The following is a 23,303-nucleotide window of genomic DNA, read 5'->3' on the forward strand; positions in this document are numbered from 1 at the left end:
ATAAATTACCTACTGGGGGTCAGTCTTGCAGCACGGTGCGCGCGAAACTGCTCAACGCCTCTCGATCGGGCTGTTGGGTCTTGGTCATCAGGCTCGCAACATGCTTCTCCACCGTCCGCGGCGAGATGTGCAACCGCGACGCGATCGACTTGTTCCCGATCCGATCCACCAGCAACCGGCACACCTCGTACTCACGCGTCGTGATCCCCAGCCGCCGCAGATCCGCCGGCACCTGGTCACTCCCGGTACGGCGCTGTGACACCGTCGCCCCGAGTTGCCGCAGCAGGCTCCGGCAAGCACTCGACACCGGCTGAATATTGGCCCCGTGGAAATACTCCTCAGCCTGCCGCAACCACCCGATCGGATCCCCCCACCCATCCGCATGAGCAGGCTCAGCCACGAGCCGCAAGCCGAGATGCCGAGCCATCGGGTACAGCGACGAGGACTCCATCGCCTCGGTCATCTTGGCGGTCGCAGCATCACGCTGCCCGTCACGCCCCAGCAGAATGGCATGAGCCATCTGCACGAACTGCTTGTTCCAGCGCATCCCGCCCGCAGCCGTCGCGCTGATCACTTCGAAGTGCGGCCAACCGTTCCGGCCGGCCAGCACGCCGAGGAGCAGGGCAAGTCCGCTCTTACCGGAGGTGTGGAACGCGGTCGGGTTCTGTGCGTCGTAGGCGAGTGCCTGCGCCATGTCGGACTCCGCGAGCTCCCGGTTCTCCTCGAGCAGCGCGCAGAAGGCCCGGCCGAGCCCGTAGGTGACCGGCAACTCGTACGGCGTGTTCTCGCGAGCCAGGCTGGTTGCTTCGTCGAAGGCCTGCTCCATCGCGTTCCGGAGGCCCCGATGGCCTGCGAGGATCCCCTTGTAGGCCAGGAAGAACGTCGCGATGCCGTTGAGTCGGAGGCGGCGAGTCACCTGGAAACCCTCGTCAAGGGTCGTGGCCGCGAGACTGTACTCCCCGCGCAGGACCGCCTGCAGAGCGAGAACGCAGTCGACCTCGTAGACGAGCGCGATCGCGCCGATCCGCAAGGCCTGCTGGCGAGCCCGCTCCACCTCGACGACACTGCCGGTGGCCAGACAGATGCTGCCGCCCTCGTGCACGTGCGCCAGAACCCGCTGCAGGGCCATCCCGTGCTCTTCGGCGACTTGGCGAGCGCGCTGGAAGTAGGCGATCGACTCGTCGAGATCCCGCTCGCGAGCCAGCATCCCGAGCATCTGATAGGCCTGACAGGCCACCTCTGGCAGATCGGCCTGCTCGGCGGCGGCAGCGGCCCTGGTCGCCAGTTTGGTCGCAGTGCGGAGGCGGCCGGGGTTCGTCCGGTCCAGCTCGAGATTCGCCGCCAGAATGTCGACCGATGCAGTGTCGGCCGGGTCGGCGCCGTTGCCGAGCAGTGACCGGGCCACGGCCAGATGCGTCTCCGCGGCCGCTTGGCGACCGGCCGCGTGCTCGGCGAAGGCGAGATGCACGTGCAGCTTGGCTACTTTGCAGTGGTCGAGATTGCGGTCCGCCATGTCATCGACGGCGGCCGCGTGCAGCGCCAGGTCGTCGAACTGCCCAGCCGTTCTCAAGGCCACCAGCAGCAGCCCGAGCACCTCAGCTCGCAGCGCGAGGTCGGTATCCGTGGCCAGCAGCGTATTCGCGCGCTCGAGGAGCTTCACCGCAGAGCTGATGGATCCCTCCTCGAAGGATCGTCGGCCGGTCTGCGCGAACAACTGGCCCGCTCGGCTCCGGTCGCCGCCGGTCTCGGCCAGCTCGGCCACCATCGGCGACCACTCGCCGGGCAGGCCTGGATGCAGTTCCTCGATCGCGTCCGCACACCGCCGCGCCAGCTCGGCGCGCTCGGTCGGCGTCAAGCCGGCCAGCAGCGCATCCGCGGTCAGCGGATGGCAGAACGCATACCAGTCCGGGACCGGTTCGTCCGGCCCGACCAGCTGTGCCGCAACGCCCGCCCGCAGGGTTGCCAGCAGCAACCGTTCGTCCGTGCCGGTGGCTTTCCGGACGACGCTGAGCGGAAACCGGTGCCCGATCACGGCGGCCAGGACGAGAATGTCGCGCGACTCGCTCCCCAGTTGGTCGGTGCGGCTGGTGATACTGCGGACCACCGCGGCCGGCACGTTGGTTCGCAGTCCGTCGACCACTTGAAGGCTGCCGTCCGGCCTCGCCAGAAGCTGACCGGACCGGCTGGCCTCCTGCAGCAGTTCCTCGACGATGAACGGGATGCCGGCGCTGTCCTGCCACAGGCGATCGACCAGCTCTTGCGGCAGGCTGTCGACCGGCACCTCGAGGCAGGCTGCCGCGAGCTCGACGACCTCGGCCGGCTGGAGTGGTTGGAGTTCGAGGAGGTTCGCCGAACCCCGTTGAGCGGCGATGCGCGCCAGCTCGGTGGCCGGGCAGTGATCCGGTCGCATCGTCGCGACCAGGGCAATCGGCTGGTCCTCGAGGTTGTCGAGCAGATACTCCACGACGGCCATCGTCTCCGGGTCCGCGTCGTGCAGGTCCTCGAGAACCAGTAGGCAGCCGCGGCCCCGGCCGACCAAGGAGAGCAGGCGCAGTACAGCCTCACCGAGAACAACCGGTGAGGCTGTGGCTTCATGGGCGGTCCCGTCGTCCCATTCGGGAATCAGCCGCCCGAGCACCTGCCGGTACGGGCCGAGGCTGTTCGGGTCGGGCATCTCGCCACGCCGGATCAAGGCCAGGAGCGCCTCAGCGAAAGGGCGGAAGGCAACGCTGGTCCCCAGCGCGCCGACCCGGCCGCGCAGCGCGGCCATTCCGTCGTCCAGGGCACGAGCCGTAGCGAGCGCCGCGAGGCGGCTCTTGCCGATTCCGGGCTCACCGACGAGGAACACGGCGCCCCCGTTCCCGGCGCGTGCCGTGGCCAGCATCTGAAGGAGCTGGTCGATCTCCGGGTTCCTGCCGACCACCCTGGGCGAACGGGTCTGCATGGTGGCCACTGTAATCACCGATTCTTGATACCGCAGCGGCATCGGCGACGTCGGCCGGACGGAATGTCCGGCCGACCCCGCTGATTCAAACGCTCGCTGGATGGTGCGATCAGTAGTAGCTGATCGTGGTTGTGTTGATGATGGTGCTCGGATCGCCGGTGGCGACGGCGGCTGCGGCCAGTCCGACCAAGCCGGTCAGCGCCAGCGCCCTGGCCCCGATGCGGGTGCGGGTGGGCCGGGCGATCGGACCCAGCGGGTCGGTCTCGGTCGCGGCCTGGTCAGCGTGGTCGCGACACTCGTCGTTGGTGGCGTCGTGGTTCTGGGCGGTCATGGTTCTCCCCTGGTGCGGATCGGATGATTCCAGCAACAGCGCGGACAGGGGGCGGTTCCGGCCAGACCGGTCAGCAGACCTGGAGACGGAACCGCCCGAGGTTGCGGGCCCTGCCGCTGTCCTGCAGCGAGCGATCGCTCAGTGGTCGCCGATCGTGGTGGTCTGGCAGATGGGCGATGCCACGGCCATCGCCAGCGTGGACAGTCCGACGAAGCCGGACAGGGCCAGCGCCCTGCCGCCGATCCGGATGCGGGCGGGCAGGTTGATCGGACCCAGCGGGTCGGTCTCGGTCGCGGCCTGGTCAGCGTGGTCGCGACACTCGTCGTTCTGGAAATGGTTCTGGGCGGTCATGGTTCTTCTCCCCTGTTGCGGAATGGATGTCAGCGGCTCGTGGCTCGCTTCCATCCGGTGGTTGATTCCAGCAACAGCACGGAGGGCACGCGTTCTGGGAACGCCAGTCGGAGCAACCCGTAGCCGATTCCCGCCAGACCGGTCAGCAGACCTGGAGATGGAACCGCACGAGGTGTACCGCACTGTGGTCCGTACTGCTGTAAAGCAGCGAGCACCAGCCGGATACGGTTGTGCCGTACCCCCTCAACGGCTGGGTGGTCGCTTTCGGTCAGCCACGCCAGTGGCTCGACCGCGCCGAGCTCGCCATGACACAAACTGAGGTCTGCGAGTATCGGACGTTCGGAGGCGGCCCTCAAATACACGTCGAGGTCCACAGTTTTTCCGGCCGCCAGCTGAGCCAGGGTGGTTCCGGCGTCGCCGGAACACCAGCCAGGACTGGGCTTCTGGCCATTTCGGTCTAGATCAGCTGCGATGGCAGCTGCGGCCGCGTACTTGTCGCCGGGCGTGGCGTAGCGGCCGAGCGCCCAGGCGATCCCTTGATAGCCGCGCGTGAAGCCCTGGTGGGGTGCGGCCTGACTGCTGCCGACCACCTGGACCAGCTGATCGGCGTACCCCTGAGCGAGCCGGACAGCGGCCGGTACGTCGCGGATCGCCTGCATGGCGGCGAGTCCGCCGGCTGCGCCTTCGGCATAGGTGGGGAACTCGGCCGGGTCCGGTGTGAGCTGGGCCGCGAGGTCGAGCGATGCGCGCAGCCAGGTCGACAGCTCGGCATCGCCGAGCAGCGCGGACAAGCGGTCCAGTCCGTAACTGATCCCACCGAGGCCGTGCAGCCCCGGACCGATCAGCTGCGCCGACTCCAGGTCGGATCCGAGTGCCTGTAGCAGTTGCGGGATCGGGCGGATGACATCGCGGGCCAGCTCGCAGTACTTACGCTCTCCGGTCAGGGCACCGACCTGCGCGAGGAAAAGCGCCGTACCGGTGTAGCCGTTGGTCAAGCCCGCGCCCATGGGTCGCACTGCCCAGTGGTTGTCGTCCAGTAGTTCCAGGCCGATCCAGTTCGCCGCACCGCCGGTCTCACCGATGACCTGGGCAACGATCTCGTCGGCGATGTCGGTGGCGGCGGCCAGTACGCCGTCCGGGTGCGCGTCCGTAGTGCCCAGCCAGGGCCGGGTTGTCGTGGTGCAGTGGATGATCGGCTCCGGACGAGTCGCCAGTGTGGCGGAGATCAGCCACCGCTGCCGGTGCTGATCGACATCGCTCAACGACGCGATCTTCTGCTCGACCTTGGCCAGCCCTTCAGCCGCCAGGACACCAGGGATACGCGTGCCATCTGATGCCCAGACGTCGCGGCTGCCCGGGGTGACTGTGAACAGGGGGACATCCCCTGCCCACAAGTCGTCCAGTTCGTGCGGGACGAGACTGTGGAGCCAAGAGCCGGCATCCCACAACAGGTCGAGCAGCTGACCGCGTCCGTCTGCCTCGCGCAAGGCGCTCGGATGCGTCGCCTCCTCGAGCAGACCGGCGTACAGGCTGCTGTTGCGTGGTACGAAGCGCACCTGATCGCGTGCGCAGCGGGCCAGCAATCCGTCCGGGCCCAGGAGCTCGCGGCGATTCCGGGCGATCGCCTGGTAGGCGTCCCGGAATCCCATCAGTACGGCGGTCTCGTGGTCGCGCGGCTCGATGGCCAGGCCGTCGAGGATCGGCCTGTTGTTCCCGGTGGGAACGGTCGCGGGGCGTCGAACCAGGTGCATCGAGTCCAGGCCTGCGTCGGCCCACTCGACGCGGACCGACGCTGTTGCTTCGGCATCTCCACCGAGTCCGGAGATGTCGGCTACCGAGCCCGTCGCACCGACGATGAGCAGTGGCAGCAGGGCGGTGCGGGAAACCGAGCTCCGAATGGTTTGGTTCGCCGGATCATCGCTGGTCGGGCCAGGCGGAGTCAGCGACGGATGGAAGAGGGTTTCGATGTCTACGAGGACTGGGTGTTCGCCGGCGGCGATGAGATTTTCGTAGTGCATGTCGGTGCCGTCGAGGACGTAGAGCAAGGCGAGTAGGGCGCCTTGGCGGTGGTAGAAGCGGCGGACGGCGGCGGCGTCGGTGCAGGGTTCGGCGGTGACGAACTCGAGCCAGCCGTAGCCCGGGCGGCGGGCCAGGCGGACGGTGCGGAGGTCTAGGCCGGTTTTGGTGTTGAGCCAGTCGATGATCTCGTTGAAATGGCCGTGCAGGTCCAGGGAACGCGGTTTGTAGATGAGGCGGCGGCCGTCGGCGAAGGTGAGGGTGGCGGTGCTGCGACCGCGGCAGTGCGAGTCGCCGCCGGGCTCGATGGAGATCAGGGCGCCGGGATCGCGGCCGTCCAGCAGGTCGGTGACGAGCGACTCTCGGTCCTCGGCGAGTCGTGCCAGCAGCTCGAGGTGGGCCTCGATGCTGTGCCGGCACGACTCGCCCAGGACCCGGGCCAGCACCGGGTAGGCGGCCAGGAGTTCCGCCAGCTCGCTCCCTCCGACGAGCTGGTGGGTGAAGTTCAGGAAGCGCAGCGCGGGTGTGTCGCCGGCGAGCTCACCGCGGTCGCGGGCTCGGGCCAGTTCGAGCACCAGGGTGCGGGTGGACAGCTTGACCAGGTGCAGACCGAGGCGGTGGATGAACTGCTCGGTCAGGACGCCGGTGTGGCCGGCGGCGGTCAGGTCGTCACGGGCGACGGTCAGCAGGGGTTGCAGGCACTGCATGAGCGCCTGCCGCCAGTCGTCGTTCACCTCGGCGGACGGTGTGCCCGGGGTGGCGGTGCGGCTGCGCTCGACGTACTGGGCCCAGGGCGGCGCTGCTGCGGACCGTTCGTCCGGACGCAGTGCGGCGGCCCACCAGGCGGCGTCGCACTGGTCGGTCCGGAGCGTTCCGGTGGTCGCTGAGTTGAGCACTCGCTCAGGCTGCCACCGGCAGTTGGTGCTCGACATGGGTACGAGACCCCCATATTTCCGGTTGGGCGGGCTGACTGGGGATGACAACGATGGGCAACTGCCGCGGGGCGACGACTGGGGGTTGATCACCCCGCGGCAGCAGCGCCCGGCCGGCCTTTGGTGGAAGGCGGGCCGGATCAGGTCGGGAGCGTTACTACGGCTCCCAGTTCGTTGTCTGCACTCGTCCTTGGCCTCCTCTGCCGCGAATTCTGGAAGGAACGCCGGGAACAATGCCTGACGGCTCAGGCAGACGGCAAGGGATCGGCGCCCCCATCTTTCGGGGCACCCACGGGCGAAAACATGGGGGCCGGACCCCCATGTGGAAAGGCGGACGCGCTGCGACGGTGGTCGGGTGTTATCTCCTCTGACTCCTGGTCTGCCGGTGTCTGCGCACTCGGTGCTGGACACCGTTCCGCAGCTGCCCGGTCAGTCGGCTGCGGCCGCTCTCCGGGAGACCGCGGAGGTCGCACAGGCTGCCGACGACCTCGGCTACCGCCGGTTCTGGTTGGGGGAGCAGCACGGCGTCCGGGGCGTCGGCAGCGCGGCACCTGCCGTTCTTGCCGCAGTCCTCGCAGCACGGACCGACCGGATCCGGCTGGGCTCGGCCGGCGTACTTCTGACCAACCACCAGCCGCTGGTGATCGCCGAACAGTTCGCTGCGCTCGCGGCGGCGTACCCGAGCCGCATCGACCTCGGTGTGGGCCAGCAGTTCAGTCACGCACCCAGTACGGCGGCCGCCCTCGGCGGTGGTGCCCGGGACACCTTCCCGCAGCGACTCGACGAGCTGTGCGGATTCCTCCGCGACGGCATGCCCGGCCGTGCACCAGTTGGCGACGTACGGCTGTCGCTGGCCGGACTGCCTCCGCCGGTACTCGTGTGCGCCGATCACCCCGGTGCGGCCGCGGTGGCCGCCGTACGGGGGTTGCCTGTTGTGGTGCAGCATCACAGTGCGACTGCGATGACCAGTGCGGCAGTAGCGGCGTACCGGGATCACTTTGAGGCCAGTGGGCCGACGGTGAAGCCCTACCTGATCGTGACGATCGGAGTGGTTGCTGCGGACACCGAGCAGGAAGCCATCGTCCGCTTCGCCGAGTACGTGCGCGTGAAGACGCGGCTCAGTGTGGCGTCGCCTCGTGCGACCACAGCCGACCTGATGGCGTTGCTGGAGCCGCCATTGACCGGACGCGAGCGCGGTCGCGCTGAACGGCTCCTGGACGACCCGAGCCACATTGTCGGCTCACGCACCTCTGTGGTCTCGGCACTCGGTGACCTGGTCGCCGCTACGACAGCCGATGAGCTGATGCTCGTTCCGCTCGCCTTTGACGGTCTGGTCCGCTCTTCGATCCTGCGCACGATTGCCGCCGGTCTGACGCGATCGATCCGGACAGTCCCCCGGCACGCTCCGCCGCTCATTGCCACTGCCTGACAGCGACCTATGGTGGGTACATGGACCAGGAGCAGGCTGTTGTCGAGGGTTGTCCGACTGAGCTGTTCATCGGGGGGAAGTGGAGAGCCGGTGAGGGCGGCCGGACACTGGCCGTCGAGGACCCTTCCACCGGTACGACGTTGTGTGAGGTCGCCGATGCGAGTCCCGCCGACGGTCTGGCCGCGCTGGACGCAGCGGTAGCCGCGCAGGCGGACTGGGCGGCCACGCCACCACGTGAGCGGGGCGAGATCCTTCGCCGTACCTATGAGCTGATGACCGAGCGCGTCGACGAGCTCGCACTGCTGATGACGCTCGAGATGGGCAAGCCGGTCGCCGAGTCCAAGGGCGAGATCGCGTACGCGGCCGAGTTCTTCCGCTGGTTCGCGGAAGAGGCGGTGCGAATCGAGGGCAGCTACCAGGTCGCCCCGAACGGCAAGGGCCGCTTCCTGGTGATGCGGCAGCCCGTCGGTCCGTGCCTGCTGATCACACCGTGGAACTTCCCGGCCGCGATGGGGGCGCGCAAGATCGGCCCGGCGGTCGCCGCCGGCTGCACGATGGTGATCAAGCCCGCCGCGCAGACGCCGCTCTCGATGCTGAAGCTGGCCGAGCTGATGACTGAAGCCGGCTTGCCTGCCGGCGTCCTCAACGTGCTGACCACCAGCGACTCCGGTGGCGTGATGGAACCGCTGATCCGCGACGGCCGCGCCCGCAAGCTGTCCTTCACCGGCTCCACCCAGGTCGGCCGCAACCTGATCGAGCAGGCCGCCGAGCAGGTGCTGAAGACGAGCATGGAGCTCGGCGGCAATGCACCCCTGCTCGTGTTCGCCGACGCCGACCTGGACAAGGCGGTCGAGGGCGCGATGCTCGCGAAGATGCGCAACGGCGGCGAAGCCTGTACGGCGGCCAACCGGATCTACGTGGAGACGCCAGTGATGGCGGAGTTCTCGCAGCGCCTCAGTGACCGGATGGGCGCTCTCACGGTGGGCCGCGGTACCGAGGACGGTGTCGACCTCGGGCCGCTGATCGACGCGACCCAGCGGGACAAGGTCAAGGACCTGGTCGACGACGCGATCGCCCACGGCGCTCAGGTCCTCACCGGCGGAACAGTTGCCGAGGGCAAGGGTTACTTCTACCCGCCGACCGTGCTGGCCGACGTGCCGCGCGACGCCCGGTTGCAGAAGGAGGAGATCTTCGGACCGGTCGCGCCACTGACCGCCTTCGACACCGAGGACGAAGCCGTGGCGATGGCGAACGACACGGAGTACGGGCTCGTCTCCTACCTGTTCACCAACGACCTGAACCGGGCGCTGCGCGTCTCCGAACGCCTCGAGACCGGCATGATCGGCCTCAACCAAGGCATCGTCTCCAACCCGGCCGCGCCGTTCGGCGGCGTCAAGCAGTCCGGCCTCGGTCGTGAAGGCGGCACGGTCGGGATCGACGAGTACCTGGAGACCAAGTACATCGCCATCAACCTGGACTAGTTATTCAGCGAGCCAGCGCTGCATGGTCTCGGCATCAGGGCGCGGACTGGTGCCGATGGCGTGCGGGACGAAGCGGGCGTAGTAGTCGGTGATCGGCCCGTCGGACTCGCGCACCATCATGCCGGCGGCCGAGCCGTCGACGATCCAGCTGCCCAGTACCGCCTGGTTCCCGTCGTACGACGGGAGTGGGTACCACTGCTGGTAGACCATCGTCTCCATGTCGTAGGGACCCGCCTGCGTGTGGTCCTGGTCGGCGGTGTGGATGACGATGTTGCTGCCCTCGCGGCCGTGCAGCGGTTTGGCGACCCACTCGGTCAGATCACCGGGGTGACCGAAGTACGCCGGTAGCAGGTTCGGGTGGTCGGGGTAGAGCTCCCAGAGCACCGGCAGGATCGCCTTGGTGGACAGCATGGTCTTCCAGATCGGCTCGATCCACTGCACCGGCTGCCGCTCGGTACCCGCCAGGATGAAGCGGCCGAACTCCTCGTCCAGCATGTCCTCCCACGGGTACAGCTTGAACGCCGTACGGATCTGCCGGTTGCCCCAGTCCACAAAGGCGCGCTGTGCGGAGTCCCAGCCCACGTCCTCGATCTGATGCCCGTACGTCGCCAGTCCGGCCTGCGCGGCGGTGTCCCGCAGGTACGCGACCGTCATCTCCTCCTCACCGGAGGTCTCCGCGGCCGAGTTGAAGAAGTGCGCCTCGTTGCCGGGGAAGCGGCCCGCTGCGAGCTGCCGGGCCCACCACTGCACCAGGCGGTCGTGGACCGAGTTCCACTGGTCCGCGTCCGGGAAGACGTCCTCCAGCCAGTTCCACTGGATCACTGCGGACTCGACCAGGCCGGTCGGGGTGTCCCCGTTGATCTCGAGCATCTTGGGGTCAGTACCGTTCCAGGCCAGGTCGAAGCGCGCGTACATCGACAGGTCTTCGCGCTTCAGCGACTCCTGAACCATGGGCAACGTGCCGGGCGCCAGGCCGAGCTGGGCGTCCGAGAACCGGTCTCCGGTCGCCATGACCTCGGCTGCGTGCCGGCACATCGCGTAGAGCTCTTCGGTGACGCTCTCGAGGTGCAGGACCTCGTCCATCGTCACCTCGTACCAGGCGCTCTCGTTCCAGTACGGGCGTTCGGTGCCGTCGGGCATGTCGGTCATCGGGAACACCAGTCCCTGCTCGACGACCTTGTCCCGCCAGCCGGGGCGTGGCTTGCTCGCGTGCCGCCACATCAGCCGCCGGACCTCCCATGGCTCGAGTAGCCGAAGCCACCGCGCGAAATGGTGCCGATGTCGCCACCACTCTTGGAGAGTCCACCACGCTGGACCGTCGGCGAGCCAGTACCCCCGCCGGTGCGCTCGTCGCGCTGCCGGGGCACGGTGTAGGTGCCGTTGCCTGCGTAGTACCTGCCACCGATGGCCGGTACGTACGCCGCGCTGCGAGTCGCCATGTAGAACCAGAAGAACCCCGCGCCCGAGCCGTGGTACTCACGCTCGTCCTTGCAGTTGCTGTCGTCGACCCGGGTCTCCGTCTGCGGATCGACACAGATGGCCGCATAGTCGGCGGTGTCATCGCTGGAGCACCCGGTCAGAGTGGCGGCGACCAGAGCGGTCAGGCCGAGCGTGATGCCGGCACTCCGCATCCGCCTGTTGTTCACACCAAAGCTGACGGGGTAGGCATCTCAGCGGTTCCCGTTCATGAGCTGAGTCACAGTGACCAGCTGGAAGCCGCGCGCCCGCAGCTTCTTCACGATCGGTACGAGCGCTTGAGCCGTGTACGGCGCGTTGTCGCCGCCATGCATGTGCAGTACGACGATGGAGCCGTTCTGCACGTGGGAGAGCACCTGCCTGATGATGGGCTTCGGTGACTTCGCGAAACCATCAGCACCCGGTACGTCGAGCCCGACCGCGGTCACACCGGCCGGTGCGAGCTCGTGCAACGCCGTACCGTCGTAGCACCCACCAGGGAAGCGGAACCAGCGGGTGGCGTGAGAGTCCAGCGCGTCGAGCTGTGTGACTGCCTTCTGAACGTCAGCCAGCATCTCAGCGCGAGGGACTGTTCCTAGCGTGTAGCAGTGCTTGGTGAAGGCGCGGTGGTCGTAGGTGTGCGTGCCGAGTTCGAACAGCGGGTCTGCGGCTAGCTCCTTCGTCACCTCTGGATACTGCTCCATCCACATACCGGTGAGGAACATGGTGGCCGGTACCTGCAGCTGCCGGAGCTCTTTGATCAGAGCGGCGTTGTAGTACGACTTCACCTTCCCGCTCTGCAGCCGCTTCCGCATGACCGCTGTGAGGTCGGCGTCGAACGTCAGAGCGATCAGCTTCTTGTCCCGCGGCCCGTGGTCGACCACCCGCATCAGATTGCTGGTCGGTGGCGTGAAGGGAGTGGACGGCCGTGGGGTGGGGGTCGCGGTCGGCGAAGGCCCGGTTGAGCTAGGAGTCGCCGTCGGGGCTGTGCGCGGTGGCACGACACCTCTCGACGACTCCTGATCGCCACAACCAGCCAGCATCACTACGGCTGCAAGAAGCAGCGCTGTTCCCCGTGCCCCAGTCACAATCGCCCAGTATGGCTCACTCTCCGGTCAGCAGATCGTTCGCCGAGCGCAGCACCGGTACGCCGACCCCAGCCGGAGCGTCCGCTCCGGTGACGTGGAAGGTGTGGGATTCCCCGGCGGACAGCGTGATCAGGCAGGAGTCCACCCGGGCCGCAGCGTCCAGGCGGTCCGGGAACAGCGCCAGGTCCTTGGCCAACGCGGTTGCCGTGACCGTGACGTCGTACCCGCTGTCGGTCGGCTTCACGGCTGCCGTGTAGGCGTCGGGTGCCAGCTGCAGCGCGGTGTCCTCGACGAAATACCAGTACGCCGTCGATCCGTCGTCGGCGCGCACCTCGAGGTACTCGAAGGTCGAATCCTCGCTGAGCAGCGAAACCGGGACCGTGCTGAGGGTCGCGGAGCGGGGCTCTACTTCGAGAGCGATGCTCTCGCGCGCGAACACCTCACCACCCGGCCCGGTCGACCGCCGGGTCAACGTCAGCTGGGTCGACCACGGCACGTCGGAATCGTTGTGCGCGGCAACGACCAGACCGTCCTCGCGTGGCTGAACGGTCAGCAGGCGCTCGGCGTACACGCGCTTCAAGGCGAACCACAACGGCTTGCGGATGCCATGGCCGTCGACCGCTGCCCATGACACCACCGGCCAGTTGTCGTTGAGCTGCCAGATGATCGCGCCGGTGTTCAACGGGAACAGGCTGCGGAAGTGCTCGATGCCGTAGCTGATCGCGCGCGCCTGGTTGAGCTGGGTCGTCCAGTGCCAGTCGTCCATCGACTTCCACAGCGGCAGGTGATCGCCAAGGCCACGCTCCAGTTTGAGGTTGCCCTCGTACGCCTTCTGGTGCACCAGCATCTGCTCGCCGTACGGGTCGAGCGGTTCGTCGTGCACCACCGAGGTCAGCGTCGACCAGGCCGGCGGTCCCTGGAACCCGAACTCCGACACGAACCGCGGCTTGTACTTGCGGTACGTCGAGTAGTCCACCTGGTTCCACACATCCCAGATGTGCATGGTCCCGTTGCGCTCGTCGTTCGGGTGGATGAAGTGGTCGTACGAGTACGGACTGCCTTCCGAGTACGGCGTGCGCGGGTCGAGCTCGGCGACGATCTTCGGCAGCAGTTCGAAGTAGTAACCCTCACCCCACTTGCGCCCGGCCAGCGGCGCGCGCCAGCCCCACTCGACGTACCCCCAGATGTTTTCGTTGTTGCCGTTCCAGACCGCGAGGCTGGCGTGCTTGCTCAGGCGCGTGACGGCCTGCTGTGCCTCCGCCTCGACCTCGCTCCACAGCGGCTCGTCCTCGGAGTACGCGGCACACGCGAACAGGAAGTCCTGCCAGACCAGGACGCCTTGCTCGTCACAGATGTCGTAGAAGTCGTCGGTCTCGTAGATCCCGCCGCCCCAGACGCGCAGCAGGTTCATGCCTGCGTCGAGTGCGTCCTGGATGCTGGTCTCGTACGTCGAACGGTTCAGCCGGGTCACGAAGGCGTCGTCCGGGATCCAGTTCGCGCCCCGGATGTAGATCGGTTTGCCGTTCACCGACAGGACGAACGGGCCGCCGTCCTTGTCGGGGGCAACATTCATGGTGATGTCGCGGAAGCCCACGCGGCCGGTCCAGGCGTCATCGCCGGCTGCCACGCTGACGTCGTACAGGGGCTGTTCGCCGTGGCCGCGCGGCCACCAGACGGCAGCGTCGGCGACGGTGCTGGTCAGCGTGACGGTTTCGGTGCCGGGGGCAACCGTCGCGGTGGTCGTGGTGCCGTCGACCTCGACGGTCACGGTGGTGTCGCCCGCACCTTCGCTCCAGGCGAGCGCGACGTGGGTGGTGAGGGTGCCGTCCTGGCCGGCCAGTGGGCGGACCGAGTCGATCCGCACACCCGACCAGGACTCGATCGCGATCGGCTTCCAGATACCGGCGGTGGCGAGGTCGGGTCCCCAGTCCCAGCCGTAGTTGCTGGCCATCTTGCGAATCGCGTTGTACGGGTGCTTGTTCGTGTGCGGCCACAGCCCGAGCGTCTCGGCGAACCTTTGCGCCGCCTCGACCGGTGCCGCGAACGCGACCATCAGCTCGTTGCCCTCAGCAACCAGAAGGCCGGTGACGTCGAAGCGGTAGCCGCGGTGCTGGTTCTGCGTCCGTCCGAGCTCGGTCCCGTTCAGTGTCACGGTCGCCACCGTGTCGAGCCCGTCCGCGACAAGCTCCTGGACGGCGTGCCCGTCCGCGGCCCAGTCGAACGTCGTCCGATAGGTCCAGTCGGTCGACCCGATCCAGGCCAGCTTGCTCTCGTTGTCCCCGTCGAACGGATCCGGAATCTCGCCGGCCGCCAGCAGGTCGGTGTGCACCTCACCCGGCACGGTCGCCGTCACGGGCGCCCGGTCAGCAGACTCGACGGTCCAGGCGGCGCCACCCTCGGTGGTCAGGTTCTTGCGAGCAGTCACAGCGCATCTCCAGAGAGCGTGAACCGGTTTAGTCAGAACAAACTACCGCCCCCAGGGTGAGGCCTGGGAGCGGTGGTTCAGGGGGTGAGAACGTACGAACGCCACAGATCGGCGAGGGCCTGGTGGCCGACCGCTGACGGGTGGACGCCGTCATCTGCCAACGTGGCAGGACCGACCTCGAGCGCCAGTTTGTTGAGCTCGACATCGGCCGGCACCAGGATCGCGTCGTACTCGCGAGCAAGCTTCCGGACCACCTCGATCTTGGGGTCGAGGTCCTCCCGCCACGCGGCGTGCTCGGGCTTCACCTGCAGCAGGAACGGCTCGACGAGCACGAGCGGGCACTGCAGTGGTTCGAGCAACTGCCGGTACGACGCCTCGAACGCTTCGACCGTGGTCGGGTCGTTCTTGTCGTACCGCCGCCAGGTGTCGTTGATGCCGATCAGGATCGACACCAGCGACGGCTCGAACGCCAGGACGTCGGTGGTCCACCGCGCGACCAGGTCGACCGCGCGGTTGCCACTCGTCCCGGCGTTGACGATCCGCGGCCGGTCGTCGCCGAGATCCTGGGCGATGTCCCGGACGTAGGTGTCGCCCAGGCCGGTGGGATCGGTGCGGTGACCGCCGTCGGTGACGGAGTCCCCGGCGAACACGACGGTCCACCGGGGATCCAGTTGAAGTTTGTTCACGCGACCATCTTCACAGGGTCGCCGCGTGAACGTCCCAGTCCTCCGGCAGTACCGGCGCGACCTCGACCGTGCTCGTCACGTCGACGAACGCGCCGGTGTCGATCGACTGGGTGATGGACGACATCACGTCGACGATGTGGAACGCGAGCGCCCCGTTCGCCCGGTGCGGCCGGTCGGCCCGGATCGCCCGCGCCATCTCCAGCACGCCGGTACCGCGCTCGGCCGTGGCCTCGGTGGTCTCCAGCGTCTCCCAGTCCTCGGCGCCCCGGCGGCGGATCTTGATCTCGCCGGCGAACGCGTTCGGGTCGGGTACGGCGAGCGTCGCCTCTGAGCCGGTGATCTCGACGAACCCGGCCCGGGACAGCGGCGAGTCGAAGCTGAAGATGCTCTGCGACGACTGCCCCGACTCGAACCGTGCGATCGCGCTGACGTGGGTCGGAACCGTCACGTCGAAGTCGGTCCCGGCCAGCGGGCCCGAGCCGATCGTGCGCTTCTCCTTCGACTTCGACCCGATCCCGGCCACCGCCGCGACCGGCCCGAACAGCTGGACCAGCGTGGTCAGGTAGTACGGGCCGATGTCCCACAGCGGGCCGGCGCCTTCCTGGAACAGGAACGCCGGGTTCGGGTGCCAGGACTCCGGGCCGGGGGACTGCATCAGGGTGAGCGCGGTCAGCGGCGTACCGATCTCGCCCCGCTCGATGATCCGGCGCGACTCCTGCAGGCCCGGGCCGAGGATCGTGTCCGGCGCACAGCCCAGTCGCAGGCCGGCTTCCTCAGCGGCTGCCAGCAGCTTGCGGCCGCTCTCCTGGTCCAGCGAGAACGGCTTCTCGCTCCAGACGTGCTTCCCGGCGGCAACGGCGGCCAGTGCCACCTCGACGTGCGCGACCGGGATGGTCAGGTTGACCACGATCTCGACGTCCGGGTGGTTCAGCACGACCTCGGGAGCGCCGTGGCTCTCGATGCCGAACTGGCTCGCCTTCTCCTTCGCCGCTTCCGGCCGCAGGTCGCCGATCGCGACGACCTTGAGGTCGGGGAAGCTCTGCATGCTCTTGATGTACGCGTCGGAGATGACCCCGGCGCCAATAACACCTACGCCAACGGCACTCATGCAGGTGCGTCCTCTCCGGTGAGGAACTTGAAGCTGCCCTCGACGGCGTCGAAGATCTCGCCGGTGAAGTCGTCAAGCTCGACGACGCGCAGCGCCTGCGGAGCCGCGGCCAGGATGTCGGCGATCGCGATGGTGCCGTCACCGACAGCGGTCTGGGCCTTGTTGTTCAGGGTTCCGTCGCCGTCCTTGACGTGGATCGCCTGGACGCGGTTGCCCCACTTCTTCAGCAGGGTGGGGATGTCACCGCCGCCGACGACACCCCAGTAGGTGTCGACCTCGAGGATGACGTCGTCGTTCAGGTGGTCGACGAAGATCTCCAGCGGGTGGGCGCCGTCGATCTTGTTCTCGAACTCGAACTGGTGGTTGTGGTATCCGACCGTGAGGCCGTGCTCGGCGGCCTCGACCGACGCCTGGTTCAGCGCCTCGGCGGTCGCCTTGATGTCGTCGGCCGAGTGCCAGCGGGCCGGGTCGACGAACGGGTCGATGACGGTGCTGATGCCGAGCTGCTTGGCGGCCTCGTAGATCGCCGTCGCCTCGCCCTTGAGCAGGCCGGCGTGCGTGGTGGGCGCCGTGAGTCCGTGCTTGGGCAGCGCTTCGGCCAGTTTGTCCGCATTGCCCGGGACGCCGAACGGCTCGACCTTGGTGTAGCCGATCTCCGCGATGCGGGCCAAGGTGGCGTCGAAGTCCTCTTCGAGCTTGTAGCGGACGGTGTACAGCTGGAGGGACAGGTTGTCCACTGCGACCATGGTTTCTCCTCGTGACCGGTACGGCGCCCGCTGCCCTGGAGCCGCCGTACCGGCGTGATAGCCGAACCGGTTAAGTAACGCTGGCAACCGTATCCCACGGGAGCGCGCTCAGACTAGGGTCCGCCCAGACCTCGGGCGGTCGCGACCGGAACCGGCGAGTTCCGATATGTGAACAAAACAATCACTCTCCGCTCCTACTTGGTGACAGGCCGTGGAAACGCGCGCACACTAGAGGATTCCGGACCGACCGTCAGCGGTCCGGCCGCCCGTGAGGAGTTTGTTGTGCCCCGAGTCACCATCAAGGAGATCGCACGCCGCGCCGGCGTCTCCAAAGGCGCGGTGTCGTACGCGCTGAACAATCAGCCCGGAGTCTCCGCGGCCACCCGTGCGCGGGTTCTTCGCGTTGCCGAGGAAATGGAGTGGGTCCCGAACCGTGCCGCCCGTCAGTTGTCCGCGGCGCGCAGTGAGACCTTCGGCCTGGTGCTTGCGCGGACCGCGCAGACACTGACCGAGGAGCCGTTCTACATGGGCTTCGTGGGAGGTGTGGAGTCCGTGCTCGCCGAGCGCTCGTACGCGTTGGCCCTTCAGGTGGTGACCACCCTGGACGAGGAACTGGCGACGTACCGGAAATGGGCCGCCGAGCGCCGCGTCGACGGCGTGATCGTGGTCGACCTGCGGGTCGCCGACCCGCGGATCCCGTTGCTGCGCAAGCTCGGTCTGCCGGCCGTTCTGGTCGGCGACCCCGAGCTCGCCGACGGCCTGCCGTGCGTCTTCACCGACGCCACCGCCGCGATGAACACCGCGCTCGCCCACGTCACGTCCCTCGGCCACCGCCGGGTGGCCCGGGTCGCCGGTCCGCCCGAGTACGGCGATGTCTGGATCCGCGACCGCGCGTTCGCGGCCGCCAGCAGCCGGTTCGGCCTGCAGGTCAACGTCATCCACACCGACTACTCCGCCGACGAAGGTGCCACCGCGACCCGCGACCTGCTCGCCACAGACCCGCGCCCGACCGCGATCATCTACGACAACGACCTGATGGCGGTCGCCGGACTCTCCGTCGTACAAGGCCTCGGCGCCTCCGTACCCCGCGACATCACACTCGTCGCCTGGGACGACTCCACCCTCTGCCGCATCACCCACCCGCGCCTGACGGCGATGAGCCACAACATCGTCGGCTTCGGCGCCGAAGTCACCCACCGCCTCCTGGACCTCCTCGAAGGCGCCCCACCCCAAGCCCACCTCTACTCCACCCCCCTCCTGAACATCCGAGGCAGTTCCGCCCCACCCCAACCCACCGCCCCCACCTGCAACCGCCCACCCCGCTACGCCCCCCGCCCCCACCACACCCCTTAACGCCCACCCCAACCGACATCCCCCCAACAGAGGTCCACCCCCTGTAAGCGCGTCCAGGCAGCCCCCACCTGGACGCGCAACCCCACCGCGTCGCCGCCCCCACACGTCCCACGCCCCAGCCGCGGCGACGGCATTTGCCTGGCTAGCCACTGAAATGCGGGGTTAAGCACTCGTATGAGAGTGCCGAACCCCCGATTTGCGTGCCTAGGGAGTCAAATGCCGGTACGCCGCCGGCGTGTGGCTCGGGTTGTGGTCGCGGGGCCGGGATTTGGCTGGTTAGCCACTGAAATGCGGGGTTAAGCACTCGTATGAGGGTGCTGAACCCCTGATTTGGGTGCCTAGCCAGGGAAATGGGTCAGGCGGTGACGGTTACTGGGACGCCGTTGACGGCGGCGGTGCCGGAGATGGGGTCGGTCAGGGCGCTGTCGGTGAGGTCGTTGAGGGAGATGCCGGGGAGTTGGGACGCCACGGCCAGGTGGACGCCGGGGCGGGTGTGGCCGAAGCCGTGCGGGAGGGAGACCACGCCGGGCATCATGTCGTTGCTGGAGGCAACTTCTACGGCGAGGGAGCCGGCGGCGGAGGTGATGGTGACGAGCTGGCCTTCGGTCAGGGAGCGGTCGGCCAGGTCGGTGGGGTTCATCAGTAGGTGGTGACGCGGTTTGCCCTTCACCAGGCGGGCCGAGTTGTGCATCCAGGAGTTGTTGCTGCGGAGATGCCGTCGGCCGATCAGCAGCAGTTCGCCCTCGGCCGTTGCCTGCAACGAGTCCAGGCGGGGAAGGTCGGCGAGGATCATCGGCTGGTCGAGGTCGATCCGCTTGTTCTTGGTGAGCAGCGCCTTCGGCAGGGCCGGTTGCAGTGGTCCGAAGTCGATCCCGCCCGGCGCCTTGCGCAGCTTGCGCAGCGACAGCCGGTACGGACCGATCCGCAGGCCGGCGTCGACGATCCGGCGCGGCGCCAACCGCAGGCGGGCCTCGACCGCGATCCGCTTCCGGCTGAGCGGCGTACGTCGTACCAGGGCGATGCCGAGATCGCGAAAGATCTCCCAGTCGTGCCGGGCCGACGGCGGCTTCGCCAGTACGGCGTCGTTCCAGCGAGCCGTGTTCCGGACCGCGAACTGGTGGAAGATCACGTCGTAGTGTTCGCGCTCGAGCGGCGGAGCCGGCGGCAGGATCACGTCGGCGTGCCGGGTGGTCTCGTTGATGTACGGATCGATCGCGACCATGAACTCCAGCGACTCGAACGCCTCGTCGAGCTTGCGGCCGTCCGGTGTCGACAGCACCGGGTTCCCGGCGATCGTCACCATCGCCCGGATCTGCCCGTCGCCCGGCGTCAGGATCTCCTCGGCCATCACCGATACCGGCAGCTCACCGCCGAACTCCGGCAGCCCGCGGATCCGGCTCGACCACACGCCGATATGCCCACGGCCCAGTCCGATCAGCGCGTTCACCGCCGGTCGCGGAATCATCGTGCCGCCCGGCCGGTCCAGGTTGCCCGTGATGATGTTCAGCACCTGGATCGCCCACTGACACAGCGCACCGAACTGCTGCGTCGACACCCCGACGCGTCCGTACACCGCGGCCCGCCCGGTCGTCGCGTACTCGGTCGCGATCCGCCGGATCACCTCCGCGTCGATCCCGGTCAGCGCGGCCGCGCGCTCCGGCGTCCACTCCTCGACCGCGGCCTCCACGGCTGCCAGCCCGTCGACGTACGACGCCGGCCGCGCGTGCCCGTCGGCGATCACCTGATGGATCAAGGCGAGCAGGAACGCCGCATCCGTGCCCGGCCGGACGAAGTGATGCTCATCGGCGACCGCCGCGGTCTCGGTCCGGCGCGGGTCGATCACGACCACCTTGCCGCCGCGCTTGCGCACTTCCTTGATCCGCCGGCCGAATCCCGGCGCGGTCATCATGCTGCCGTTCGACGCGAGCGGGTTGGCGCCCAGCATCAACAGGTACGACGTCCTGTCGATATCGGGGACCGCGATCATCAGCTGATGTCCGTACAACAGGTACGACGACAACATGTGTGGCAGCTGGTCGATCGACGTGGCACTGAACTTGTTCCGCGTCCGCAGCTGCCGGACCATCGTCGGCATGTGCGTCAGCGCACCGAGGCTGTGCACGTTCGGGTTGCCGAGGTAGACGCCGACCGAGTTCCGCCCATGCTTCTTCTGTACCGCGGTCAGGTTGGTGACGATCAGTTCGTACGCCGCGTCCCACCCGATCTCCTGCCAGCCGTCGGCAGTACGTCGTACCGGGGTGGTCAGGCGGTCCGGATCCTCCTGCAGGTCACGCAGCGCGACCGCCTTCGGGCAGATGTGACCGCGGGACAGCGGGTCGGACTCGTCGCCCCGGATGTCGGTGACGTGGCCGTCCTCGACCGTCACCAGCACCCCGCAGATCGCTTCACACAGGTTGCAGGAAGTCCGCCGTACCGTGGTCGCCATCCCGCCAAGCTACCCCGGGGTAGCCGACCTCGCCATCACTCGAAGCGTGCCTCGTCCAACCGGCCGAGGATCGCGTCGACGGTCTCGCCGGCGGACAGGTCGGAGTTGTCCAGCCACAGGCCGCGGCGCGGGCTGAAGGCGTGCAACTCGTAGTCGAGCTCGTCGACCAGATGATGCGAGCCGCCGAGCCGGCCGGAGATCACGTCCGGCCGCGGCGTCAATACGACGAGGTAGCACGGGCGGGTGCGGATGCCGTCGAGGAACTCGCGGAGCAGTTCGCCGATCACGACGTCCTGCAGTACGACGGTGAATCCGGCCTCGGCGAACGAGTCGGCGGCCTGGCAGGCGAGCCGGAAACCGAGCCGCATCTGCCGCCGGGCCTCGGTCGGGTCGTCGGTCATCGAGGGGTGCCCGCTGACGATCATCCGGCGGAACGTGTTGCCGGGGATGTTGACGCCGTACTGGAAGCGTTCGGCCAGCAGTTGGGCGACCGCGGACTTCCCGGACGCCATGATTCCGCTGACGACGATGACGCCCGCGGACTCCATGCTGGTGATGGTGCCACGGTAGGCAATGTTTTAGTCAGGTTTCTGGCGAACTTGTCGTGCAGTTGGCGCGAAATCCTTGGTTTGTAAGGGGTTTAGGGCCAGCAAAGAGTCGATGTGAAGGCGAAGCAGCCGTCGGAGCCGGGTTGGCGTGGTGCGTCCGGGCTGGACGGCGGCGTGCAGGGCGAGGCCGTCGAGCAAGGCATGCAAACGCTCCACCTCGAGCCGCAGGTCCAGGCCGTCGCGCAGTGACCCCGCGTCGGACAGCGCGGTGAGCAGTTCCGCGCACAGATCGCGCAGCCCGTCGTGCACGGCCTGGACGTTGTCGTGCAGCGCGCCGGCGCCGGTCTCGGCCTGGGCCTGGGCCATGAAGGCGAGCCAGACGTCGAACTCGGCCATCCGCTCGACGTCGAGCGGGAGGACCTCTTCGAGGTACCGCAGGACGACGGTGGTGGCGCTGCCCTTGGTGCCCCCACGCGCGGTCAGCGCGGTGATCCGCTCGCCGACGCGGCGGGAGACCAGGTCCATCGCGAACTTCAGCAGTCCGTCCTGGTCGGGGAAGTAGTAGCGCACGGCGCCCGCGGACCAGCCGGCCTCGGCGGCGATGGTACGGACCGAGGCGGCGCGGATGCCGTCGCGGCGGACCACCCGCCACAGGGCCTGGGCGATCTCCTCGCGGCGGGCGTCGTGGTCGACGATCTTCGGCATGTGCTCTTTTTAGCACACCTGTGTTATCGTCGTTCACGACACGGTCGTACTAAAAAGCTCGAAGGGATGGATCGCTGTGCTGCTCGCTGTGATCGCCGCGTGTGAGATCGGCTTCTGGGTGCTGCTCGCCGCCGGGATGGCGACGCGCTACCTGTTCCGGCTGCCGAAGACCGGGATGATCCTGCTGATGATGGTCCCGCTAGTGGATGTGGTGATGCTGGTCGCCAGCGTGATCGACATCCATCGGGGCGCAGCGCCGTCGTACAAGCATTCGCTGGCCGCGATTTTCATCGGGGTCAGTGTCGGATTCGGGCACCAGACGCTCAAGTGGGCCGACGGCTGGGCGTCGTACAAGCTCGCCGGCGGACCGCGGCCGGTGAAGCCGCCGAAGGGTGGGCGGGAGCGGGCTCGGCGCGAGCGGTCCGGCTGGTTCCATCACCTGCTCGCGTACGTCGTCGGTGTCGGCATCATGATCGCGCTCGGTCTGCTGTCCGGTCACGGGTACGACGCGGCGCTCGCGCCGGCCGGTGGCTGGACCGTCGTCCTGGTGATCGATGCCATCGTGTCGTTCAGCTACAGCTTCGACCGCTCCGATGAGAACCAGACGCCGCGCGTGAAGCAAGACGCCTGACCTCCCGGTTCCGCCCGTCCGGTCGTCGTAGATTGCAGCTATGACGACCGGACGAGTGGTGTCTGCGATCACTGCGGCTGTCGCCCTGGGGGGCGTGGTGCTCCAACTGGTGGTGTCGCCGGTCTGGAACGTCTTCGCCTACTTCACGATCCAGTCCAACCTGCTGCTCGGCGTGACAGCGTTGCTGCTGGGTCAGCGGAGCACGCTGTACAAAGTGCTCCGGCTGAACGGCGTTCTCTGCATCGCGGTGACCGGAATCGTCTACCACGCCGTACTCGCCGGCACGGACGACTTGTCCGGCTGGGCAGCAGTGGCGAACTTCCTGCTCCACACCCTGAGCCCACTGCTCGGTGTCCTCGGCTGGGCATTCTTCGGCCCCCGCGGTCTGACCAGCTGGCGGATCGCCGGGCTGTCGGTCATCTACCCGCTGGCGTGGCTGGCCTTCACGCTGATCCGCGGTGCGGCCGACGGGTTCTACCCGTATCCGTTCGTGAACGTGACCGACCACGGATATGGACAGGTCCTGCTGAACTGTCTGCTCGTCGCGGTACTGTTCCTGGCTCTGGCGGCCGGGGCCACAGCCCTCGATCGCCGACTCAGCAGAACCGTCGAAAGGTAAGACCCTTGC

At 67.8% G+C, this 23,303-nt stretch carries 19 protein-coding genes; 5 read left to right on the forward strand and 14 right to left on the reverse strand.

Annotated elements, in window-relative coordinates; all coding sequences use genetic code 11:
- Positions 1–19: 19 nt before the first annotated feature.
- The 4 genes from ACIA49_RS08090 to ACIA49_RS08105 form a co-directional block, all read right to left on the reverse strand.
- Positions 20–2,944 carry a helix-turn-helix transcriptional regulator gene (locus tag ACIA49_RS08090; RefSeq protein ID WP_396376391.1) on the reverse strand — a complete coding sequence of 975 codons (2,925 nt, stop codon included), beginning with the start codon at positions 2,942–2,944 and terminating at the stop codon, positions 20–22.
- A 109-nt stretch (positions 2,945–3,053) separates the two neighbouring features.
- Complete coding sequence (locus ACIA49_RS08095) at positions 3,054–3,275, reverse strand: hypothetical protein (protein ID WP_396376392.1); 222 nt, start codon at positions 3,273–3,275, stop codon at positions 3,054–3,056.
- 138 nt (positions 3,276–3,413) lie between these two features.
- Positions 3,414–3,626, reverse strand: coding sequence for a hypothetical protein (locus ACIA49_RS08100; RefSeq protein WP_396376393.1), 213 nt, complete (start codon positions 3,624–3,626; stop codon positions 3,414–3,416).
- Between the two features lie 29 nt (positions 3,627–3,655).
- Positions 3,656–6,538: a type 2 lanthipeptide synthetase LanM family protein gene (locus tag ACIA49_RS08105; protein WP_396376394.1), complete on the reverse strand. Its 2,883-nt coding sequence runs from the start codon at positions 6,536–6,538 to the stop codon at positions 3,656–3,658.
- Positions 6,539–6,929: 391 nt separating this feature from the next.
- On the opposite strand from ACIA49_RS08105, the gene ACIA49_RS08110 reads away from it, so the two are divergent.
- Complete coding sequence (locus tag ACIA49_RS08110; protein ID WP_396376395.1) at positions 6,930–8,003, forward strand: MsnO8 family LLM class oxidoreductase; 1,074 nt, start codon at positions 6,930–6,932, stop codon at positions 8,001–8,003.
- 20 nt (positions 8,004–8,023) lie between these two features.
- Complete coding sequence (locus ACIA49_RS08115) at positions 8,024–9,484, forward strand: NAD-dependent succinate-semialdehyde dehydrogenase (protein WP_396376396.1); 1,461 nt, start codon at positions 8,024–8,026, stop codon at positions 9,482–9,484.
- On the opposite strand, the gene ACIA49_RS08120 is transcribed toward ACIA49_RS08115, so the two are convergent.
- The 7 genes from ACIA49_RS08120 to ACIA49_RS08150 form a co-directional block, all read right to left on the reverse strand.
- Positions 9,485–10,705 (reverse strand): glutathionylspermidine synthase family protein, encoded by a 1,221-nt coding sequence (locus ACIA49_RS08120; RefSeq protein WP_396376397.1) that lies wholly within the window; start codon positions 10,703–10,705, stop codon positions 9,485–9,487.
- Positions 10,705–11,115: a hypothetical protein gene (locus ACIA49_RS08125; protein ID WP_396376398.1), complete on the reverse strand. Its 411-nt coding sequence runs from the start codon at positions 11,113–11,115 to the stop codon at positions 10,705–10,707. The genes ACIA49_RS08120 and ACIA49_RS08125 overlap by 1 nt, the downstream gene beginning before the upstream one ends.
- 39 nt (positions 11,116–11,154) lie before the next feature.
- Entirely contained in the window at positions 11,155–11,829 is a 675-nt protein-coding gene (locus tag ACIA49_RS08130) for a polysaccharide deacetylase family protein (protein WP_396376400.1), read from the reverse strand.
- A gap of 214 nt (positions 11,830–12,043) precedes the next feature.
- The gene (locus tag ACIA49_RS08135; RefSeq protein WP_396376401.1) at positions 12,044–14,452 is read right to left on the reverse strand and encodes a glycoside hydrolase family 2 protein; all 2,409 of its coding nucleotides are present in this window, start codon (positions 14,450–14,452) and stop codon (positions 12,044–12,046) included.
- 77 nt (positions 14,453–14,529) lie between these two features.
- Complete coding sequence (locus ACIA49_RS08140) at positions 14,530–15,138, reverse strand: SGNH/GDSL hydrolase family protein (protein WP_396376402.1); 609 nt, start codon at positions 15,136–15,138, stop codon at positions 14,530–14,532.
- Positions 15,139–15,148: 10 nt separating this feature from the next.
- Positions 15,149–16,246 (reverse strand): Gfo/Idh/MocA family protein, encoded by a 1,098-nt coding sequence (locus ACIA49_RS08145; protein ID WP_396376403.1) that lies wholly within the window; start codon positions 16,244–16,246, stop codon positions 15,149–15,151.
- Positions 16,243–16,992, reverse strand: coding sequence for a sugar phosphate isomerase/epimerase family protein (locus ACIA49_RS08150; RefSeq protein WP_396376404.1), 750 nt, complete (start codon positions 16,990–16,992; stop codon positions 16,243–16,245). The genes ACIA49_RS08145 and ACIA49_RS08150 overlap by 4 nt, the downstream gene beginning before the upstream one ends.
- A 282-nt stretch (positions 16,993–17,274) precedes the next feature.
- Between ACIA49_RS08150 and ACIA49_RS08155 the strand changes: the two genes are divergently transcribed.
- Positions 17,275–18,345: a LacI family DNA-binding transcriptional regulator gene (locus ACIA49_RS08155; RefSeq protein WP_396376405.1), complete on the forward strand. Its 1,071-nt coding sequence runs from the start codon at positions 17,275–17,277 to the stop codon at positions 18,343–18,345.
- A 355-nt stretch (positions 18,346–18,700) separates the two neighbouring features.
- Here the strand turns inward: ACIA49_RS08155 and ACIA49_RS08160 are convergent, their stop codons facing one another.
- From ACIA49_RS08160 to ACIA49_RS08170, 3 genes are read right to left on the reverse strand one after another with little or no spacing between them, the layout of a single operon-like run.
- Positions 18,701–20,791 (reverse strand): molybdopterin-dependent oxidoreductase, encoded by a 2,091-nt coding sequence (locus ACIA49_RS08160; RefSeq protein WP_396376406.1) that lies wholly within the window; start codon positions 20,789–20,791, stop codon positions 18,701–18,703.
- Between the two features lie 35 nt (positions 20,792–20,826).
- Positions 20,827–21,339, reverse strand: a complete 513-nt coding sequence (locus ACIA49_RS08165) for a phosphotransferase (protein WP_396376407.1) — start codon at positions 21,337–21,339, stop codon at positions 20,827–20,829.
- A gap of 30 nt (positions 21,340–21,369) precedes the next feature.
- Positions 21,370–22,044: a TetR/AcrR family transcriptional regulator gene (locus tag ACIA49_RS08170; protein ID WP_396376408.1), complete on the reverse strand. Its 675-nt coding sequence runs from the start codon at positions 22,042–22,044 to the stop codon at positions 21,370–21,372.
- A gap of 76 nt (positions 22,045–22,120) precedes the next feature.
- Between ACIA49_RS08170 and ACIA49_RS08175 the strand changes: the two genes are divergently transcribed.
- Both ACIA49_RS08175 and ACIA49_RS08180 read left to right on the forward strand, forming a co-directional pair.
- Complete coding sequence (locus tag ACIA49_RS08175) at positions 22,121–22,675, forward strand: 2TM domain-containing protein (protein ID WP_396376409.1); 555 nt, start codon at positions 22,121–22,123, stop codon at positions 22,673–22,675.
- 40 nt (positions 22,676–22,715) lie between these two features.
- Complete coding sequence (locus ACIA49_RS08180; protein WP_396376410.1) at positions 22,716–23,294, forward strand: Pr6Pr family membrane protein; 579 nt, start codon at positions 22,716–22,718, stop codon at positions 23,292–23,294.
- Positions 23,295–23,303: the final 9 nt, after the last annotated feature.

Source organism: Kribbella sp. NPDC051587, from assembly GCF_044453945.1.
Lineage (GTDB): Bacteria > Actinomycetota > Actinomycetes > Propionibacteriales > Kribbellaceae > Kribbella.

Bases quoted from the DNA above. Each gene is read 5' to 3' on its own strand.
- ACIA49_RS08090 (WP_396376391.1), bottom strand. From the start codon at position 2,944: ATGCAGACCCGTTCGCCCAGGGTGGTCGGCAGGAACCCGGAGATCGAC.
- ACIA49_RS08095 (WP_396376392.1), bottom strand. From the start codon at position 3,275: ATGACCGCCCAGAACCACGACGCCACCAACGACGAGTGTCGCGACCAC.
- ACIA49_RS08100 (WP_396376393.1), bottom strand. From the start codon at position 3,626: ATGACCGCCCAGAACCATTTCCAGAACGACGAGTGTCGCGACCACGCT.
- ACIA49_RS08115 (WP_396376396.1), top strand. From the start codon at position 8,024: ATGGACCAGGAGCAGGCTGTTGTCGAGGGTTGTCCGACTGAGCTGTTC.
- ACIA49_RS08120 (WP_396376397.1), bottom strand. From the start codon at position 10,705: ATGTGGCGGCACGCGAGCAAGCCACGCCCCGGCTGGCGGGACAAGGTC.
- ACIA49_RS08125 (WP_396376398.1), bottom strand. From the start codon at position 11,115: ATGCGGAGTGCCGGCATCACGCTCGGCCTGACCGCTCTGGTCGCCGCC.
- ACIA49_RS08130 (WP_396376400.1), bottom strand. From the start codon at position 11,829: ATGCGGGTGGTCGACCACGGGCCGCGGGACAAGAAGCTGATCGCTCTG.
- ACIA49_RS08145 (WP_396376403.1), bottom strand. From the start codon at position 16,246: ATGAGTGCCGTTGGCGTAGGTGTTATTGGCGCCGGGGTCATCTCCGAC.
- ACIA49_RS08150 (WP_396376404.1), bottom strand. From the start codon at position 16,992: ATGGTCGCAGTGGACAACCTGTCCCTCCAGCTGTACACCGTCCGCTAC.
- ACIA49_RS08160 (WP_396376406.1), bottom strand. From the start codon at position 20,791: ATGGCGACCACGGTACGGCGGACTTCCTGCAACCTGTGTGAAGCGATC.
- ACIA49_RS08165 (WP_396376407.1), bottom strand. From the start codon at position 21,339: ATGGAGTCCGCGGGCGTCATCGTCGTCAGCGGAATCATGGCGTCCGGG.
- ACIA49_RS08170 (WP_396376408.1), bottom strand. From the start codon at position 22,044: ATGCCGAAGATCGTCGACCACGACGCCCGCCGCGAGGAGATCGCCCAG.
- ACIA49_RS08180 (WP_396376410.1), top strand. From the start codon at position 22,716: ATGACGACCGGACGAGTGGTGTCTGCGATCACTGCGGCTGTCGCCCTG.